Consider the following 18,734-nt stretch of genomic DNA (forward strand, 5'->3'; position numbering starts at 1 on the left):
TTTTAGAGATGATAAAAAGATATATCAAGTCCATCATTTACAGTGTAATCCTTTTAGGATTGTTGGGGGTACCTTTGTCTGTGGCTGCGCAGCAGGAGTTGACACGGGAGGAGCGCATCAAGATATTGGAGCAACTCAAGATGGAGGATAAAAAAATAGAAGTCAACACATTAGGATTAATCAGTCCGAAGGCATCTATAGAAATTGAAAAATTAGAGCTTCCTCCTCTATCGGTCTTTCTTGATGCAGTGACAGAGAATGCGTCAGTAAAAAGAGCACAGTCCCAAGTGGAGCAAGTGAGGAACCAATATCGCCTGGAAAAAAGGAGTTGGTGGAACTACTTCAGACTGAACGGTAACTATTCTTACGGACGCTACAATATTATAGGCAATGCCAGTGACGAGTTCACCCCTATGTACCAGACAACCATGTCGAGTGCCCAGCACAACTTCAATGTCGGGGCCAGCTTCGGCATCACCTTAGGAGACTTGTTCAACCGACCACTGAAACTGAAAGACTACCGCTATCAGATAGAGCAATTGCAGTACACGCAGGAAGGAGTTATGGAGGAGCGAAGGCTAAAAGTTCTGGAAGCCTACAATGCGGTTACCGAGCAACTGGCTACCATAAAGGCCAAAGCGGAAACGGCTGCATTGTATAACGCACAGATGAAAATATCTGAAAATAATTTCATACAAGGAGCCATTGATATCATTGCACTTTCTTTGGAACGTGCACGCCGCACCGGTGCCGTGACTAATTATGAGCAAAGCCGCGTAGCTTTACACAATTCAATCGTATTGTTAGAGATGCTGACTAATGTTAAAGTTATAACAGACAAGTAAAACTAATTATGAATATAGTACAATTTTTGGCAAGCTTCTTTTACCGCATCCGTTATTGGTTATTGTGGGGAAGCCTCCTTGTTACAGCATTAGTCATATACTTTACACAGTTTTTACCATACAGTTATACGGTAAACAGCAGTCTATATGCAGGTGTAACCAACAGCACCAATCTGGACGGAAGCCAGCTTATCAATATCAACAGTACCTTCGACAATATCATTAATATAGGCAAGTCCAAAAACACTTTGGCAAAGGTTTCGGTACGTCTGCTTGCAACCAGCCTCGTATACGGTGATGAGTGGAAAGACAACATGTACATTCAAGCCAAACATTATAGGCAGCTCGTCCAAATCCTTCCTAAAGAAGTGCTGGCTTTGGTAGACCGTTCCTCTTTGGATAAAACTACAAATAATCTGATGAATTACCGGAAAGAGAACAGCAGTAATTTTGTCTATTCCATATTCAACCGTCCCTACCCTTATTACAGTTATAGCGCATTAAGCACAATCACCATTAAACGACTGGGTACCAGCGACCTGATAGAATTGGTATATACCTCCTCCGATCCCGGTATTACGCAAAACACCCTCAAGATATTGGAAGATGAACTGTTAAAGGCTTATGAGCAACTCCGGTTCAGTGCCACGAACAGTGCCATCGCCTATTTTGAAGAACAAGTGCGCATAGCCAAAAAAGCACTTACTGCAGAAGAAGATGATTTGACAGACTATAGTGTTCAAAAACAAGTCATCAACTACGACGAGCAATCCAAGGCATTAGCTTTGACCAAATATGCGACGGACGACCGTATGGAAGAAGTGCAGCGAAACTATGGAAGCGCAGTGGCTTTACGCCAGATGTTAGAGAATAAAATGGACATACGTGCCAAGATTATACGCACAAATACTAATTTGTTGCAAGAACTGGAAAAAGTTAGTACCCTGAACCAAAGTATTCTTGAGCAAGAAATATTCACCACAGAACAGAGCCAGCAGAATAGTGATAAACTTCAAAGAGAAAAAGACGCTCTGCAAAAGGCAGAAGAAAAGATAAGCCATCTCTCCGATAATTTAAACGAGTATGGTTTCTCCAAGGAAGGGGTAGGCATTCAAGAAATGGTGACAGAATGGCTGACGGCATGCATCAATGAGGCGAAAGCCAAAGCTGAAGTGAAAGTATTGGTTGACCGCCAACGGGACATTATCGACCAATACCGGGAATTCTCACCCGTAGGCACTCAAATCAAGCGGAAAGAACGTGCCGTAGGCATTGCCGAAGACAATTATCGCCGACAAATAGGAGGCCTTGCCGAAGCACACCTCCGTTTGCAGAATATCAAGATGACAACTGCCAACCTGCAGGTCATAGCATCCCCCGAGTATCCGCTGACAGACAATGGCAGAAAAAGAATTATCTACGTCCTTGCCGCATTCTTCGGCAGTATGATATTCATAAGCGGCTACTTCCTGCTGATTGAATTGTTAGACCGCACTCTCCGCGACCCGGACCGCAGCAAACGCCTGACCGGACTCTCTGTCATTGCAGCATTCAACGGTGTAAGCAACTTGAAGTATCGTGGATTCCTCAAGGCCTGTAACCGGCTTGCCGCTGCCTATAGTTGCCGGCAATTGAACAACTACCTGCACCCGGACCGTCCTACTGTCATAAACCTGCTCAGCATGGAGAAACGTGAAGGAAAATCATTCCTTGCCAAATATTTCATTGATTACTGGGAAACTGAGGGGATAAAAGTGCGCCTTGTAAAATATGACCACGATTTCGATACCCAAAACAAGGGATATGTACAAGCTCAAGAATTGTCTGACTTCTGGGTTCTGAATGAAGCAGAAGAAATACCGGACATCATTTTAGTGGAATATCCTGCTGTCAGTACCGCAACTCTACCTATGTCGGTATTGAAAAAAGCAGATTTCAATTTGCTGATAGCCAACGCCGCCCGATTGTGGGGCAGAGATGACGACACCCGGTTGAAACCGTTAAAGGAAGAATTGGAAGGAACTCCTCTATTTATGTATCTCAACAATGCAGACCGCGAAGTGGTTGAAAGCTTCACCGGAGAATTGCCTCCTCACACCCCGGTTCACAGCTTCTTCAGCCGGTTGGCACAATTAGGTTTAACATCAAAATCAGCAGCTGTCAAATAAATGCAAACGGATATCAAAGGACATAGCATATCTCCCTTGGCGGTAACATTATTAGTGTTCATCATCGGACTGGGTGCACTCATCTATAGCATATTATTCAGTACTTGGGATATCACTGCATACGTTTGCCTTTCCCCTTTCTTCCTGATAATAGCAATACAAGCATTAAGAAACCCTTTTGCCGGTGTATGTTTCCTATTCACATTCAATTACTTTTTCATTCCCTGGTACAGATACACGCAGGGCAGTGGGTTGAGTGTCTGGTATGATGTCGCAACCGTCACCCTGCTTGTGACGCTCCTGATATATTCCTATCACCAACAAGGTAAGATTGCATGGAAATACACCAAAAACATTCTGACGTTCGGAGGTTGCATATGGGCCATATATACTGCGGCTGAAATCATGAATCCAACAGCTCTCACGGAAGCTTGGATTTACTCCCGTGGAATCATATACAGTACCCTTGTCATGTCATTAATTGGCGTTTTAACAATGACCTCCTACAAGCGGTTGCGCGTCATTATGCTTTTTCTGTCCATATTCACATTGACAGCCGTAGCCAAAGCTGTTTACCAGAAATATGCAGGTTTTGATGAGACAGAAACAACCATGCTGATTGAAACGGAAATGTACAAGACACACCTTTTATCCGATGTCACCCGATATTTTTCCTTTTTCACAGATGCCGGAAATTTCGGTTCCAACATGGGCTTTGCCGCCATTCTGTTCGGTATCTCGGCTATCTTCATAAAAGAACGTTCCATAAGAATCTATTATGCAATTATTGCCGTCTGTTCCATATATGCCTTGTTCATTTCCGGAACCCGCGGTGCACTGTTTGTCCCCATCGGAGGAATCATATTGTTAACTTTCCTCAGTAAAAATATCAAGCTCATGGGAGCTACAGTCTTCTTCGGATTGTTTTTTTATGTCTTTTTCGCCCATACCTATATCGGTGAAAGCAACACTTCCATCAGACGCATGCGTACAGCTTTCAGACCTACAGAAGACGCCTCATACATTGTCCGCAAAGAAAACCAAAAAAGATTGGCTGAATATCTAAAATACAAACCTTTCGGAGAAGGACTTGGTTTGGGAGGGGTAGAAGCCAGAAAATATGGTTCCCGTCTCACAACACTCATTCCCCATGATTCTTTTTATGTCAAGATATGGATGGAAACCGGCATTGTAGGATTAGTGCTTTTTCTTACCATATATGTCTGTACATTGTTAAGAGGTTGCTATCTTATCATGTTTCGGATTAAGAATAACGAGCTACGTGGAATACTCACGGCCATTGCTTGCGGTATTTTCGGACTAATGATAAGTGCCTATGGAAATGCCTTTTTCTTTCAATTCCCTACAGGATTTATAATCATTTTATTTTTGTCAGTCCTGATTAACGGGGAGCATATCGACCAACTGCTGACCCAACAAAAAATGAAAAAGAAATAGAAAATATTAAATAGAAAACATATATGAACGACATTTTTTCCATATTCAATCCCGACTGGTGGATGGACGAGAACAACAATGCCTTGCAAATGACAGACGCGGTTCTTTTCTTATTGCTGGCCATCCCCGTAGCCTACTTGTTTATCTATGCATTGGCCTCCTTGCGGAAATACAAGAATCCCTATCCACCGTCCCCCAAGCGACATCGGTTCCTGGTCCTCTTTGTTGTGCTGAAAAACGGCAAGGAAGTGATAGAGTCCATCAATCATTTCCTTGACACGCAGACGTATCCGAGAGAAAAATACGACATCGCAGTGGCTGCCACACAACTGTCCGAAGAAGATTTGGTTACGCTGCTCCAGATGCCGGTCAACATTGTCGTGCCCGATAAAGAACATTGCACAAAGATATATGCCATACAGCAGGTCATGGAGCGCTATTCTCCTCATGAGTACGATGCCATCACCATATTCAATTCAGACAACAAAGTTGTTCCTAACGCATTAGAGCTTTTCAACAATGCCTACTACTCCGGATGTGATGCCATCCAAGCCCACCGCATGACGGAAAACCTGAATACCAACATCGCCGTATTAAACGCCACCAGCGAAGAAATCAACAACCACCTCTTCCGCAAGGCACATACGGCACTGGGATTCTCCTCCGCCCTCATCGGTTCGGGCATGATGTTTGATTTTGAGATGTTCCAGGAAATCGCTCCCAGATTATCAGGAAGCGATTTGGCCAAAGCTACAGAAATGGAACTTCTGAAGGAAAACATATATACCGAATACATGGAAGAAATAGTCTGCTATTGCAAAAAGACGGACGATACATCGGGGTACAGCAAAGAACGCCAGCGCTGGTTGGGCTCACAGTATCGCAGCTCCATACTGGCATTGCAACAATTTCCGATAGCATTCTTACAAGGAAAGTGGGATTTATGCGAAAAATTATTCCAATGGCTACTTCCATCCCGTTTCCTGCTCATCTTATATATCACGATATGTGCCGTGGCAATGACGTTTCTGGAGTGGCCGCTTGCTACAAAATGGTATGCACTTTTAGCCGTTTTATTCATCACTTTTTTGATGGCCATGCCCGAAGGGGAAATCAGCCGCAAATTCCGGAGCGCTTTCTGGTCTCTGCCCATATTGGTAGTCACCTCTTCCATGAGCCACATCACAAGAATCTTTAAACGGAAAAAGAAAAGAAAGGCAGCAAAATGAGAATCGCCATCGAAGCCCAACGCATTTTCCGCAAAGACAAGCATGGCATGGACTTTGTCATCCTGGAGACACTGAAAGAACTGCAAAAGCGGAAAGACGGTAATGAATATTACGTATTCGTTGCTCCGGGGGAGGACTGGTGCCTGGAAGAATCGGAAAACCTCCATATCATTGAGCTTCGCTGCCCTACTTATCCTTTGTGGGAGCAGATAGCATTGCCCCAGGCCGTCAGGAAACTGAAAGCGGACTTGCTGCATTGTACATCGAATACAGCCCCGTTATGGTGTCCCGTCCCTTTGGTGCTGACGCTTCATGACATTATCTATTTGGAGCCGCGTCAGCATCGCAGTCCTTCCTTCTATCAGGAAATGGGATGGCATTACCGTCGCCTGATTGTTCCCCGCATCCTGAAGAAAGCAAGAAATATTATTACAGTTTCTCAGTTCGAGTGTACCCGCATACGCGAAGCGCTGCAACTTCCCAAAGAAGTCATTAAAGCCGTTTACAACGGCTACAGCGCTTACTTTACGATGCAGGAAACACCCGATGAGAGTATTGTGCAGAAATACATACCGCACCCAGACTTTCTTTTCTTTCTTGGAAATACAGACCCCAAAAAGAATGCGGCACGTACCCTGAAAGCATACGCGTTGTATCTGAAAGCATCCCAAACGAAACGCCCCCTTCTCATTGCCGATTTAAAAGAAGAATATATCGACCAGCTTCTTCAGCAAGAAGGAATCACCGGGATAAAAGAACATCTGTATTATCCGGGATATATCGGCAACAAAGATTTAGCAACCCTTTATAATGCAGCATTTGCATTTCTCTATCCTTCCTTGCGTGAAAGTTTCGGGATTCCGATACTGGAGGCTATGGCTTGCGGCACTCCCGTAGTGACGGGCAACGTTTCGGCAATGCCCGAAGTAGCCGGTAAAGGTGCCATTTTAGTCGACCCTCAAGAACCGCAAAAAATAGCAGATGCCTTGCTACGCCTGGAAAATGATGCGACACTCTATCAGCAACAAGTAAATTACAGTCTGGAACGTGTAAAACTGTTCTCCTGGAAACACACTGCAGAAGAATATGTAAAGATATATCACTGTATTCACCAGTAACCGGCAAACATCATGAGAGACTTCATCATCACCAGCCTGCAAACATGGGACATCGAAATAGGTAGTACCATCAAGAATACTGCATTGGAAATTTCAAAGCAGAACCGAGTGCTCTACATCAACACTCCGATGGACATTTCCATCCGGCTGAGAGGGAACAGACAATCTCCGTCCTACATCCGGCGCATGGCTGTCATCAAGGGAGAGACTTCACCGCTCCGGCAAATCAACGCCAACATGTGGGTGCTGGACTGTCCTTTCATGTTGTTCTCGGCCAACTTCCTGCCTGCACCGCTTTTCAATATCGTCAACAGAAAAAACAATGCCCGCATAGCCCGATGGATTGTAGAGCAGGCTGCCGCGCTCGACTTCAAAAATTACATCCACCTCATCGATACAGACATTTACCGCAGCCGCTATCTGAAGGAGTATATCCATCCGTCTGTTAGCATCTATTACCGGCGCGACTACGTCATAGGCGAAGCCTACTGGCGCAGGCACGGCACCCGTCTTGAACCGGAACTGGCTGCTTCGGCCGACCTTGTTCTGGCAAACTCCACCCGTTTTGCCGCAGAGTTGCAAGCCTACAATCCCCATACCTACCCCATCGAAACCGGCGTAAACCTAAAGCTGTACAATCCGGCCAAGAAATACGAAACACCCGGTGACATGCAAGACATTCCACGCCCTATCATCGGATATATGGGTACGATAAACAGTACCCGCCTTGACGGAGACCTGCTCTATCAAATAATAAGCCAGCGTCCCGATTACAATTTTGTGTTCACCGGACCGGAGGACGACGGTTTTCGCCAACACCACATCCACAGCCTGAAAAATGTGTATTTCACCGGGCAGAAAAAGGTGGACGAGTTGCCCGCTTACATCACAGCCTACGATGTCTGTATCAACCCGCAAATGGTGAACGACATTACCGACGGTAACTATCCATTGAAAATAGACGAATACCTGGCTATGGGTAAACCCACTGTCGCAACCAGTACCCACACCATGCGCCACATATTCGCAAATCACACGCACCTGGCCACCACCCCGGAAGAATGGCTTTCGGCCATAGACCGTGCTGTGACCGAAGCCGATGACGAAGAACTTGCCAAACAGCGCATAGCCTTTGCCGAGACCCACAGCTGGGGGCACAGTGTAAAGAAAATATACGACATAATCGATAATTTTTTGAAGGAGAAAGCTACATGAACTATCGTAACATAGACGACCTAAACCATTGCATCCTGCAACATCTCAGCATTCTGCCACGGGATTTCGACCTCATTGTCGGCGTGCCCCGCAGTGGCATGTTTCCCGCCAACCTGCTGGCGCTCTACCTGAACCTGCCGGTCACGGACATAGACTCTTTCCGCAACGGGCATATCTATCAGACCGGAGAACGGGGGAAAACTTTCAACATGAACAATATACATAATGTATTGGTTGTGGATGATAGCATAGCCACGGGAAAAGCCATGAAGAAATGCCGCGAGCTCCTGAAGGACATAGAACATTTATACAACATCCAATATTGCGTCATTTATGCAGTCCCACTACACTCCCATTCCGTAGACTATTTTTTCGAAATAGTCGATTATCCCCGTTTCTTCCAATGGAACATAATGAACCACTCCATCCTGCAAAAAACGTGTATGGACATTGACGGCGTGCTTTGCGCAGACCCCACTCCGGAAGAGAACGACGACGGCGAGAAGTACCGTCATTTCCTGCTGAACGCTCCTCCGCTATTCATTCCCAAAGTCACCATCGGCACACTGGTCACTTCACGCTTGGAGAAATACCGTCCGGAGACGGAAGCCTGGCTCCAGAAGAACCATGTAAAATACAATAAGCTCGTCATGCTGAACCTGCCGGATATGGCTGCACGCCAACGGGCGAATTGCCACGCCTCCTTCAAAGCCAAAGAATACGGTTCATCCACAGACAACATGCTGTTTGTAGAAAGTTCCATGACACAAGCTGTCGAAATCAACCGCCTAACCAAGAAACCGGTACTCTGTACGGAAACGTTCCAGATGATTTATGAATCCAAATCGTTGTACTACAACCTGAAGTCGGGAGAAACATTCCCGTGGCTACGGCGTTTTATGATAAGGATGCGCAACAAATTAAGCTCTCATTCAACCTCTTCCACCTGTAATAATGGCTGTAAAATGTGGAAAAAGTTTTTTCAACGAAGCGTATAACAAAAGATTAACAAGAATAATCACCAAAGGACTAACAATATAAATAAGCATAAATTGCCAATCAGAAACGGGAGACATAAACTTAAACAGAATACGGACGAACATATTCAAGGGAAGCTGGTGACATGCATACACTAAAAAACAAGAGCTTATCAAAAAATAAGAAGATTTCCATCTTTCCCGTTCCACAAAGTAAGCAGTCAAAGCTATAATCGATACAATGCCCAATAATATGCCGGCATTGGCTACATATAGAAATCCATCTGCTCCTCTTACGCCAATTGTACCTATAGCAAAAAGAAAGTACAAGGCTACTCCCCAAGGAAAAAAAGATTTAAAGTCAGCAACAAAGTTACGTCCGGTAATACTAAACCATGCTCCCACAAAAAAGAAAAAGACAGCATCCATTCTTGGAATCTCCAAAGTTCCCCCTACCAGCCAAATACAACCAAGCACTACCAATATATACCAACGAAAATAACGAAGACACCAGTATACTAATGGAGAAAAGGCCAACATGACCATTAAATCACGTATAAACCATAAAGCTCCATTTACCGGCATTCCATTAATATTCCAAAAACTAATCAGATAATCACAAACAGTATAATCGCTCACTTGTTTATAAGCACCTGATGTCAATTGTACCGGTGATAAAACTGTAACAATCCAATGTCCCACAAGTACTACAAAGTTCCAAAACAAATATGGTATTAATAAGGTTTTAATCCTTGACTTTAGCTTCTTTTTATAGACATCAACAGAAAAGGCAGTGCGAAAGAAAAAGAGATACCCTGAAATAAAAAAAAATAAAGGAACTGCCACTGAAGCCAAAATACGTGATATAAAAAAAGAAGTAGTATGATATATCGGTATCCCTGAATCCGGAATATCCAATCCCATAATACCTTCAAAAAAAGAATGCCACAGAACGACTCCAACAATCATAGGAAACCGCAGTACATCTATAACTCTTGATTGCAAAATATTTTTTTCCATTTGATTTAAATAATCATGTACAAAGTTAATGATTTATAGATGTTTTACAAATTCTCCCCCATTTTTTTCGTGCACTTTTCTTTTTCGTATAGTAAATGGTAGAATACCAATAATTAAGTATCTTTGCCAAGATATTTTTTAACTAATAATGAACATAAAAAAACAACCTTGACCCTCCAAAGCGGAGGTCAAAACGCAGTAAGCATCGAAAAGAATACTGCACACAGTAGAAATCCATTATTGGATCAGTTGGAAATCATTGCAGAGGCAATTGGCGGCTTGTTGGAAGGAAAATCGTCTTTCTCCCAAAGCGAACTGCGCAGTCTGGCCCACATAAGGCAGATGACACGTATGCACAAAACAAAGTCCGGAGAGTAATAGCCACTGTGAGTCAAATGTTTACGAATGTAACAAGTAGAAGGCCGCCTAAAGAGCGAGCTCCACCGGCTACTTTCTATAAAAAAATCACATATTTCACCATTGTAGGCTTCAGTTCCCCAGACGAAGGCCAGAACACCCATACAATAGCTTCTGGACACGCCAAAGCATACATTAAGCCTACAAAAGTCCATTTGCAGGCTTATCCTATTATCCCTACCTTTGCATCACTAAACATAGAGAAAAATACTACGGAAAACGCCGTCGCCACAACAAGCAGCCCCGCTTTACGCACTACTTTTTCCCTCTAAAAAAATATATATGAAAAAGAATTTTTATTTCCAACACTCCTTAATGTCAATGTTCGACCCCAGAATGAAACACTTGGTAGACAACGAAGGACTCAGAGGACTGGGTGCCTACTGGATTATCATCGAAAAACTGTCAATCTTGCCAGAACCGCGCGCGCAACTGGATTATCTCCGTGCCTACTGCGACAGCAAGAAAATTACCTTATGCTACCTTAAGAAAATCATCCTGGAATACGACCTTTTTGAACTGGACGAAGACGGATACTTTATGCCCAAAGAGTTGAATCCCCTACACAAAAAAGGCGAAAAAACGGAAAAAACTACTCAAGAAAAGCCGGATTCCAAAGCAAAAAATGACGAAAAACAGCAAAAAGTATCGAGGAATAAAAGCAAAAAACAGTCTGATTTGTCAAGCAATACACTAAACAACAAGTATTTAGCTAAAAACGCCACAAATACTAATAAGAAGACTATAGATATTAATAAAACAACAACAGCAACAACAGAAGAAAAAGAAGCTGCTGCTGCCGATGCACTTTCATCACCCCAAACAACACCCGCTCCCATCGAACCCTGGCATACGCTGATAGACAAACTCACCGAAGAAAGTGCCTGGCTGGACGTGGCCTGCATGCACAGCGGCTATGGCAGTTTGCTGAAGACGCACATCAAAGAGGCTGTGGAGGTATTCAGGCAGCACGTCATACTGCACGACAACGGCAATGTGCTGCTGAACATGAAAGACACCCGACAATATTTCGTCAACTTCGTAAGGGCCGGCCAGCGCACCTCGCAGGAACTGCATATGCTGTTGCAGGGCCTCGAAAAGCAGCAGTCCGCCGCTGCACCTCCCGACCCCTACCGCTACGAGCTGCTTGTGGACGGACGGCGCACCTACCTGGGCTGCCCCATCCCCGACGGAGCGCCACCCCGACCGGACAATACCGCCTTCTGGAACGAAACTGCCCGTTCGTGGACGTCGCAAACCCCGCCGCCTTCATCGAAAAAGCCGAAACAGAAACCCGGCTGAAACGCCACACTCCGGCATCCGGAATGCCACACGTCAGCGTTCCGAATGCCACATGTCAACGTTCCGAATGCCACACCTCAGCACGTCCCAAGTGTGGCATTTACCCCCGTGAAGTGTGGCATTTCAACCCGCTAAGTGTGGCATTTCAACCCCTCAGGCTGCCCTGAAACTAAAATCTGCGTCTAAAAAATTATCAGAAAACTACTAAAGCAAACCTATATGAGAAATTTCCATCAACACGGCATTGATACCCGCGGCCGCATCAGCGGCAAAATCAAGATCATCTGCCCGCAATGTAACGACACCCGCGGACACAAAGGCAACAAGTCACTCTCCGTAGACCTGGACAAAGGCTTGTGCTACTGCCACCACTGCGGCTACAAGCTCTACGTGCCCGACGACGCCGAAGAACGCCTCAAGCAGCAACGCCGCGACATGCACCGGAAGCCCACCGCACCGCCCCAGCACTTCCGCCGTCCCACCTTCAACCCTGCCCGGATGCAACTCTCCGAGAACCTGGAACGCTACTGGACCACCGTCCGCTGCCTGCCGCAGGAGCTGCTGCGCACCCTGCGCATCACCGAAGAGACGGTGCGCCTCCCGGAGAGCAGCCAGGAGGAGAACTGCATCTGCTTCAACTACTTCGAGAACGGGACGCTCGTCAACACCAAGTACCGCAGCGCCCTGAAGCACTTCATGATGGTGAAGGGGGCCGAGCTCATCCCCTACAACGTGGACAGCATCCTGGGCACCCCGGAGTGCATCATCACCGAAGGCGAGTTCGACGCGGCAGCCGTCATCGCCGCCGGACGCAAGGACGTCGTCTCCGTGCCCGCCGGCGCCCAGAGCAACCTCACGTGGCTGGACCGCTTCGTGGAGTCGCACTTCGAAGACAAGCAGACCATCTACATCGCCGTAGACGAGGACCCGGCAGGGCAGTCGCTCCGGCAGGAACTCACGCGCCGCATCGGAGTGGAACGCTGCCGCATCGTGCACTTCGGCGAGGGCTGCAAGGATGCCAACGAGCATCTGGTGAAATACGGCGCCGAAAGCCTCCGCATCTGCATCGAGCAAGCCGAAGAAGTGCCCCTGGAAGGCATCTTCACCGCCGAAGACTGCCGCGACGACCTGCGCTCCCTCTACGAGAACGGCCTGCAGCGGGGTGCCGACACCGGCTGGGACAACTTCGACGAACACTGCACCTTCGAGCCCCGCCGCCTGCTGGTGATGACCGGACGCCCCGGCGACGGCAAGTCCGAATTCACCGACGAGCTGGTGCTGCGCCTCTGCCTGCGCCACGAGTGGAAAATCGCCTTCTTCAGCCCCGAAAACATGCCCATCGCCTACCATCTGCACAAGCTGGCGGAGAAGCTGACCGGCCACCGCTTCACCCCCGGACCGGGCATGACGGAAGCCGTCTACGGGCAGGCAGTGGGCTGGCTGGACCGCAACGTGTCGCACATCCTGCCCGACGACGGGAGCTACGGCATCGACCACATCCTGGAGAAAGCCCGCCAGGTGGTGCGCCGCAAAGGGGTGCGCATCCTCGTCATCGACCCCATGAACCGCCTGGAACAACGTCTGGAACCGGGGCAGACGGAAATGGACTACATCACCGACACGCTGAACAAGCTGGGACGCTTCGCCACCCGCAACCAGTGCCTCGTCATCCTCGTGGCCCACCCCCGCAAGGTGAACCGCAACGAAAAGGACGGCACCCGGCGCCGTGTCGAGATGAACGACATCAACGGCTCCGCCAACTTCGCCAACATGTCCGACTTCTGCCTCGTGGTAGACCGTAACGACACGAAACAGATAGCCACCATCTACATCGAGAAAGTCCGCTTCAAACACCTGGGCAGCGCCCACACCGAGGCCAAATTCGTCTACAACCACCTGAACGGACGCTACTGGCCCTGCGAGGAAGACGTCATCCACACCCCCCAAGGAGAGCAACTGGGACCGGTGAACACGCAGTTCGACAATGAGAATTGGTTGAAAAATAATGAAGAACAAGGCAGGTTATTCGAGTAAAAATCCGTATCTTTACAAGACGGAAAGAAGAGAATAGGTGCAAGCATGTGCAAACTGTGCAATCACGTGTTATCCCTATTAAAGAAAACATACAACCTGAACTTTAAAGAATATGATGAAACAGAATGATTCCTTTGCAGAGCCTCGCTTCCCCGTCCGCAGTTACGGGAAAGGCGAACTGGCCATGTACTACCTTCCGGGCATTGCCCAGCAGACTGCCGTCAACCGGCTGAACGAATGGATACGCACCGCCCCGGGGCTGGAACAACGCCTGCTTGCCACGGGCATGAACCCTTATTGCCGACGGTACACGCCCGCACAAGTGCAGCTTATGATTAATGTCTTCGGGGAGCCTTCTTAGAAGGTTCCCCCCCTTTTCACATAAATCCTCACCCCCACTCTGTCTATATGCTCACGCAATGCCTCGTTTTCAAGATTGGCATATACCACCACTTCACGCACTTCATCAAAACGAGCTAAAACAGCACATATCCTGATTACTGTTTTCCAACATATTCCATGTCTTTTTATTCAGTTTACGCACATCTATGCGAATACAAATATACCTCCTATTTGTCACAAATCCAAAACAAAAGAAACAATAACCTCCCTTATCCTCTCCCAACCTCCTCCTACCTCCCCCAACCTCCCTTCCTCCCTGCCCCATGTCCTATCTTTGTATCAACGAAACGGAGCAGAGGCCATCGCCGCGGAGACACCTCCTTTCCCCTTTCGGAATGAAACATTAACCATTAAACATCAAACATCATGTCAACAGCATTAGTAGTGCGCACACAGCGCCACAAGAAAATCGGGGACAGTAGCTCCCCCATGGTCTACACCCTGAAACGCAAGCCCCAAGATGCCAAAATCTTCGACCTTGCCCGTATCGCGCAAGACATTGAAGCACTGGGAGCCATGTCGGCCGAAGACGTGGAGCACGTAGGCAAAGCCATCGTACGACAGATGCGCCAGACGCTGACGGACGGCAACAGTGTCCGTCTGGACGGCTTCGGCATCTTCCACACCACCTTTAAATGCCGTGCCACCGAACTGGCCAAAGACTGCACCGTGAAAAACATCGAACGCGTCAATATCCGCTTCAAGGTAGCCAACACCCTGCGGCTGGTGAACGACAGCAACGCCACCACCAAAGGTGGAGCAAACAACCTCATCTTTGAGCTTGTAACTGCCGACAAGGATAGTACCGGCGGAGGTTCCGGCGGCAATAATCCCGATGGCGGAGGTTCCGACGGAGACCAGGGGGAGAATCCGCTGGGATAAAAAAGAGGGATTAAGGATTAAACATCAAACATCATGAGTACAAAATCATCAGCCTGGGACAAGATTCTGAAAGTAATCATCGCTGTAGCTTCGGCACTTTTGGGTGCATTCAGCGCACACGCCATGAACAGTGGTGGTTCCCTTTAGCGAACAGCCCCCAAAGGCAAACAGTAGAAAAAAATGAGAAAAATCGACTTGATTGTGATACATTGCAGCGCCACGTGCGAGGACCGTCCCTTTACCGGGCAGGCTCTGGAAGCCGCGCACCGCCGACGTGGATTTGACGGCACGGGCTATCATTTCTACATCCGCCGTGACGGACAAATCCTGACCACACGCCCGGTCGAGAGGGCCGGCGCCCACGCCCGCGGCTACAATGCCCACTCTATCGGAATCGCCTACGAAGGCGGATTGGACCACTATGGAAATCCCAAAGACACGCGCACCGAATGGCAACGGCATTCACTCCGCGTACTGGTCCGCGCTTTACTGATGGACTATCCAGAAGCAAAAGTGGCGGGACATCGCGACCTCAGCCCCGACCTGAACAACAACGGAGAGGTGGAACCGATGGAATGGACGAAACAATGCCCGTGTTTTGAAGTAAAAAAAGAGAAGTGGTAACCAAGAAAAGAGAGGGTATACACCCTCTCTTTTAATAAAATATAGTATCTTTGCTATCAAATGTGTTTCATACCTAATATATGGCAAAAATAAGAATAAAGAATTTCGGCCCCATCAGGCAAGGCTGTCCGGATGATGACGGTTGGATAGACATAAAGAAAGTTTCTGTATTCATCGGGAATCAAGGAAGCGGTAAAAGTTGTGTCGCCAAATTGATTTCCACTTTCACTTGGATAGAGAAGGCATTGGTCAGAGGCGATTATGCAATAAGTGACTTTTCCGCAGTAAAGTTCAGAAAGACCTATTGCGGATACCACCGTATAGCAAATTACTTTTTTAACAATGCCCACAGCGATGCTGCCGAAATAGAATATGAAGGTGAGGCTTATTCAATGAAATATCAGAAAGGTGACTTTCAGATATCCGAAAAGCAGTCTCGGAAGTATTTCCTGCCACAGATAATGTACGTGCCTGCCGAGAGAAATTTTATCAGTATCATAAAAGAAGCCAAGTCGTTCAAGTCTTTGCCGGATTCGCTGCTGGAATATATTACAGAGTTCAATAATGCTAAGGATGAAATCAAGGATGGCCTGTCTCTGCCGATTAATGATGCAGAAATAAAATATGACAAGCAGCATGACGTGATAAATGTGACCGGAAACGATTATCAGGTGGAACTGTCGGAAGCATCGAGTGGATTCCAGTCACTGGTTCCTCTCTATCTGGTTTCCTACTATCTGGCCAATGCTGTAAGAAGACAGGTTGAGAATCCGCAAAAAATGAGCCATAATGAATCCCAACGCTTTAATGATGCCGTCAAATCCATTTGGGCTGATACGACTCTGACCGACGAGCAGAGAAGGATTGCTCTGTCGGCAGTATCTTCACAGTTCAATAAAACGGCTTTTATCAATATCGTTGAAGAGCCGGAACAAAATCTGTTTCCGGTTTCACAGCGGAATATGTTGTATAGCTTATTGGAGTTCAATAATTATTCAGCAGAAAACAAGCTGGTTATAACCACCCACAGCCCGTACATCATAAATGATTTGTCATTGGCTGTCAAGGCTAAACAAGTTGACACAACGATGGGAGTTGCCGGAACAGAAAGCGATTTGAAGGAATTGGACAGAATCGTCCCGATAAAATCTCTTTTATCTCCGGATGACCTGGTAATATACGAGATAAATAATCGGGGAACTGTATCCAAATTGGCAGATTACTGTGGACTTCCTTCTGATGAGAACTATCTGAATGAACTTCTGGCAGAAAGCGGCTATTTGTTTACGGAACTATTGCAACTTGAAGATAAATATGGAAAATAACGGAAGAAGTGTTTCCAATAAAGAGCTATTCGGGCTATGTGATGATACTCCACCGGCGAGGAATCCCGCTTATATTGACGAGACAGATAAATCCAAATGGATAGGAATTGTCGATAATCCTAATTCAAAACCAATAGGTTTCTATGGAATAGACCATTGCTTGGTCCTGAAAACCGGGAAAGAGGAAGAAACCCAACAGGTGTGTGACGGGTTGCTCCATTATGACGATGAGCTGATTTTTGTAGAATTGAAGGACAGACAATATAGAGGTTGGGTAAAGACAGGCTGTGAACAACTGGCTGCAACCGTAGAACATATAAGTAGAACCTCTTCATTCAAGAATTTTTGTTCCGTAAAGGCCTATATATGTAATAGGCAACGGCCATTTTTCAGTGCAAATTATAACTGCCATATACAGGATTTCAAAAACAGAACAGGACTGGAATTGAAGATTATGAGAAAAATCGCCCTATAAGGACAAAAGCTTTGCCACCTCATTTTTTATTCATACATTTGTTTTGATTAAGCAAAAAGCGCATCAAAAAAAATCAGCCGTATGAAGTACCCTATTGGAATACAGAGTTTTGAGAAAATCCGTCTTGGTGAGTACACCTATGTAGACAAAACTGCATTGATTCACCAATTGGTCAATACAAGTAACTACTACTTCTTGAGCCGCCCACGGAGATTCGGAAAGAGTCTGCTCATCAGCACACTGGAAGCCTACTTCAACGGACAGCAGGAACTATTCAAGGGACTGGAAATGGAACGGCTCGAAAAAGAATGGACGAAATATCCGGTACTGCATTTGGATTTAAACACAAGCAAATACGATGAAAAGAACAGCCTTATCAATGTATTGAACGATACCCTCTGCCAGTGGGAAAGCATCTACGGAACTGTCCCCAGCGAAGTCAACCCCGAACTGCGTTTCAAGGGAATCATCCGCCGCGCCTACGAGCAGACCGGCCAGCGCGTGGTCATTCTCGTGGACGAATACGACAAACCCATGCTCCAGGCCATTGGTGACGAAGAGCTGCAAAATGAATATCGCAACACACTCAAAGCCTTCTACTCCGTAATGAAAACGCAGGACCGGTATATCCGCTTCGGATTCCTGACGGGGGGGACGAAATTCGGAAAGGTCAGTGTGTTCAGCGACCTGAACAACTTGATAGACCTCTCCATGGACCGACAGTTCCAGACGCTCTGCGGAATGACCGACAAGGAGATACACACCTATTTTGAAGAACCGCTGCACCAGATAGCCGAAAACTACGGTATCACCTACGACGAGGTCTGCCTGCGACTGAAAGAACGGTACGACGGCTACCGCTTCCGCCAGAACGGAACCAATCTGTATAACCCCTTCAGCCTGCTGAATACCTTCCGTTCCCTGGAGTTCGGCAGCTACTGGTTCGAGACCGGCACCCCCACCTACCTTGTGAAACTGCTGAAAGACAACAACTTCTGTCTGCCCGACCTTACGAGTGAAGGAGTGACTGCAGAGACACTGACAGACGTGGAGTCGTTCAAGGATAATCCCATTGCCGTGATTTACCAAAGCGGCTACCTCACGATAAAGGAATATGACGAAGAATTCAACATCTATCGGCTGGGATTCCCTAACAAGGAAGTGGCCGAAGGATTCATCAAATACCTGGTTCCCTACTACATGCCGATAAAGGACAGTGAATCCGTCTATTAATAGATGAACA

17 protein-coding genes and 1 pseudogene are annotated in these 18,734 nt (G+C 46.8%); 17 read left to right on the top strand and 1 reads right to left on the bottom strand.

Annotation, left to right across the window (positions count from 1 at the left end; all coding sequences use genetic code 11):
- Positions 1-8 precede the first annotated feature (8 nt).
- The 7 genes from DW947_RS07890 to DW947_RS07920 are packed head-to-tail and all read left to right on the top strand — an operon-like array spanning position 9 to position 9,031.
- Positions 9-845 carry a TolC family protein gene (locus DW947_RS07890; RefSeq protein WP_165859464.1) on the top strand — a complete coding sequence of 279 codons (837 nt, stop codon included), beginning with the start codon at positions 9-11 and terminating at the stop codon, positions 843-845.
- Positions 846-853: 8 nt separating this feature from the next.
- On the top strand, positions 854-3,013 hold the full coding sequence (locus tag DW947_RS07895) for a GumC family protein (protein WP_005827501.1): 2,160 nt from the start codon (positions 854-856) through the stop codon (positions 3,011-3,013).
- Positions 3,014-4,471, top strand: coding sequence for an O-antigen ligase family protein (locus DW947_RS07900; RefSeq protein WP_005827499.1), 1,458 nt, complete (start codon positions 3,014-3,016; stop codon positions 4,469-4,471).
- 23 nt (positions 4,472-4,494) lie between these two features.
- On the top strand, positions 4,495-5,700 hold the full coding sequence (locus DW947_RS07905; RefSeq protein ID WP_005827498.1) for a glycosyltransferase family 2 protein: 1,206 nt from the start codon (positions 4,495-4,497) through the stop codon (positions 5,698-5,700).
- Positions 5,697-6,818, top strand: a complete 1,122-nt coding sequence (locus DW947_RS07910) for a glycosyltransferase family 4 protein (protein ID WP_005827496.1) — start codon at positions 5,697-5,699, stop codon at positions 6,816-6,818. Before DW947_RS07905 ends, DW947_RS07910 begins: the two co-directional genes overlap by 4 nt.
- A 12-nt stretch (positions 6,819-6,830) precedes the next feature.
- Complete coding sequence (locus tag DW947_RS07915; protein ID WP_057256463.1) at positions 6,831-8,033, top strand: glycosyltransferase; 1,203 nt, start codon at positions 6,831-6,833, stop codon at positions 8,031-8,033.
- A complete protein-coding gene (locus DW947_RS07920; RefSeq protein WP_005827492.1) occupies positions 8,030-9,031 on the top strand; it encodes a phosphoribosyltransferase in 1,002 nt (333 codons plus the stop codon). Before DW947_RS07915 ends, DW947_RS07920 begins: the two co-directional genes overlap by 4 nt.
- Here DW947_RS07920 and DW947_RS07925 read toward each other — a convergent pair.
- Entirely contained in the window at positions 8,966-10,030 is a 1,065-nt protein-coding gene (locus DW947_RS07925; RefSeq protein ID WP_057256462.1) for an acyltransferase family protein, read from the bottom strand. The two genes, DW947_RS07920 and DW947_RS07925, sit on opposite strands and share 66 nt — an antisense overlap.
- A 168-nt stretch (positions 10,031-10,198) precedes the next feature.
- Between DW947_RS07925 and DW947_RS07930 the strand changes: the two genes are divergently transcribed.
- The 10 genes and pseudogenes from DW947_RS07930 to DW947_RS07980 all read left to right on the top strand — a co-directional run.
- Entirely contained in the window at positions 10,199-10,408 is a 210-nt protein-coding gene (locus DW947_RS07930; RefSeq protein ID WP_229031894.1) for a hypothetical protein, read from the top strand.
- Between the two features lie 321 nt (positions 10,409-10,729).
- Positions 10,730-11,749: a DUF4373 domain-containing protein gene (locus DW947_RS07940; protein ID WP_117681380.1), complete on the top strand. Its 1,020-nt coding sequence runs from the start codon at positions 10,730-10,732 to the stop codon at positions 11,747-11,749.
- Between the two features lie 219 nt (positions 11,750-11,968).
- Positions 11,969-13,783 carry a bifunctional DNA primase/helicase gene (locus tag DW947_RS07945; RefSeq protein WP_117963445.1) on the top strand — a complete coding sequence of 605 codons (1,815 nt, stop codon included), beginning with the start codon at positions 11,969-11,971 and terminating at the stop codon, positions 13,781-13,783.
- Between the two features lie 112 nt (positions 13,784-13,895).
- Positions 13,896-14,144 (top strand): DUF4248 domain-containing protein, encoded by a 249-nt coding sequence (locus DW947_RS07950; RefSeq protein ID WP_005827481.1) that lies wholly within the window; start codon positions 13,896-13,898, stop codon positions 14,142-14,144.
- A gap of 407 nt (positions 14,145-14,551) precedes the next feature.
- Entirely contained in the window at positions 14,552-15,067 is a 516-nt protein-coding gene (locus DW947_RS07960) for an HU family DNA-binding protein (protein WP_022401197.1), read from the top strand.
- 33 nt (positions 15,068-15,100) lie between these two features.
- On the top strand, positions 15,101-15,214 hold the full coding sequence (locus DW947_RS21565) for a smalltalk protein (protein WP_016273911.1): 114 nt from the start codon (positions 15,101-15,103) through the stop codon (positions 15,212-15,214).
- 33 nt (positions 15,215-15,247) lie between these two features.
- Positions 15,248-15,691, top strand: coding sequence for an N-acetylmuramoyl-L-alanine amidase (locus tag DW947_RS07965; protein WP_005827473.1), 444 nt, complete (start codon positions 15,248-15,250; stop codon positions 15,689-15,691).
- An 80-nt stretch (positions 15,692-15,771) separates the two neighbouring features.
- A complete protein-coding gene (locus DW947_RS07970; RefSeq protein ID WP_057089603.1) occupies positions 15,772-17,016 on the top strand; it encodes an AAA family ATPase in 1,245 nt (414 codons plus the stop codon).
- Positions 17,006-17,491, top strand: a complete 486-nt coding sequence (locus tag DW947_RS07975; protein ID WP_133302937.1) for a hypothetical protein — start codon at positions 17,006-17,008, stop codon at positions 17,489-17,491. The genes DW947_RS07970 and DW947_RS07975 overlap by 11 nt, the downstream gene beginning before the upstream one ends.
- An 81-nt stretch (positions 17,492-17,572) precedes the next feature.
- Positions 17,573-18,721, top strand: a pseudogene (locus DW947_RS07980) (AAA family ATPase); the annotation flags it as partial.
- Positions 18,722-18,734 lie beyond the last annotated feature (13 nt).

Origin of the sequence: Bacteroides sp. AM44-19, from assembly GCF_003603395.1 — a bacterium.
GTDB lineage: Bacteria > Bacteroidota > Bacteroidia > Bacteroidales > Bacteroidaceae > Bacteroides > Bacteroides uniformis.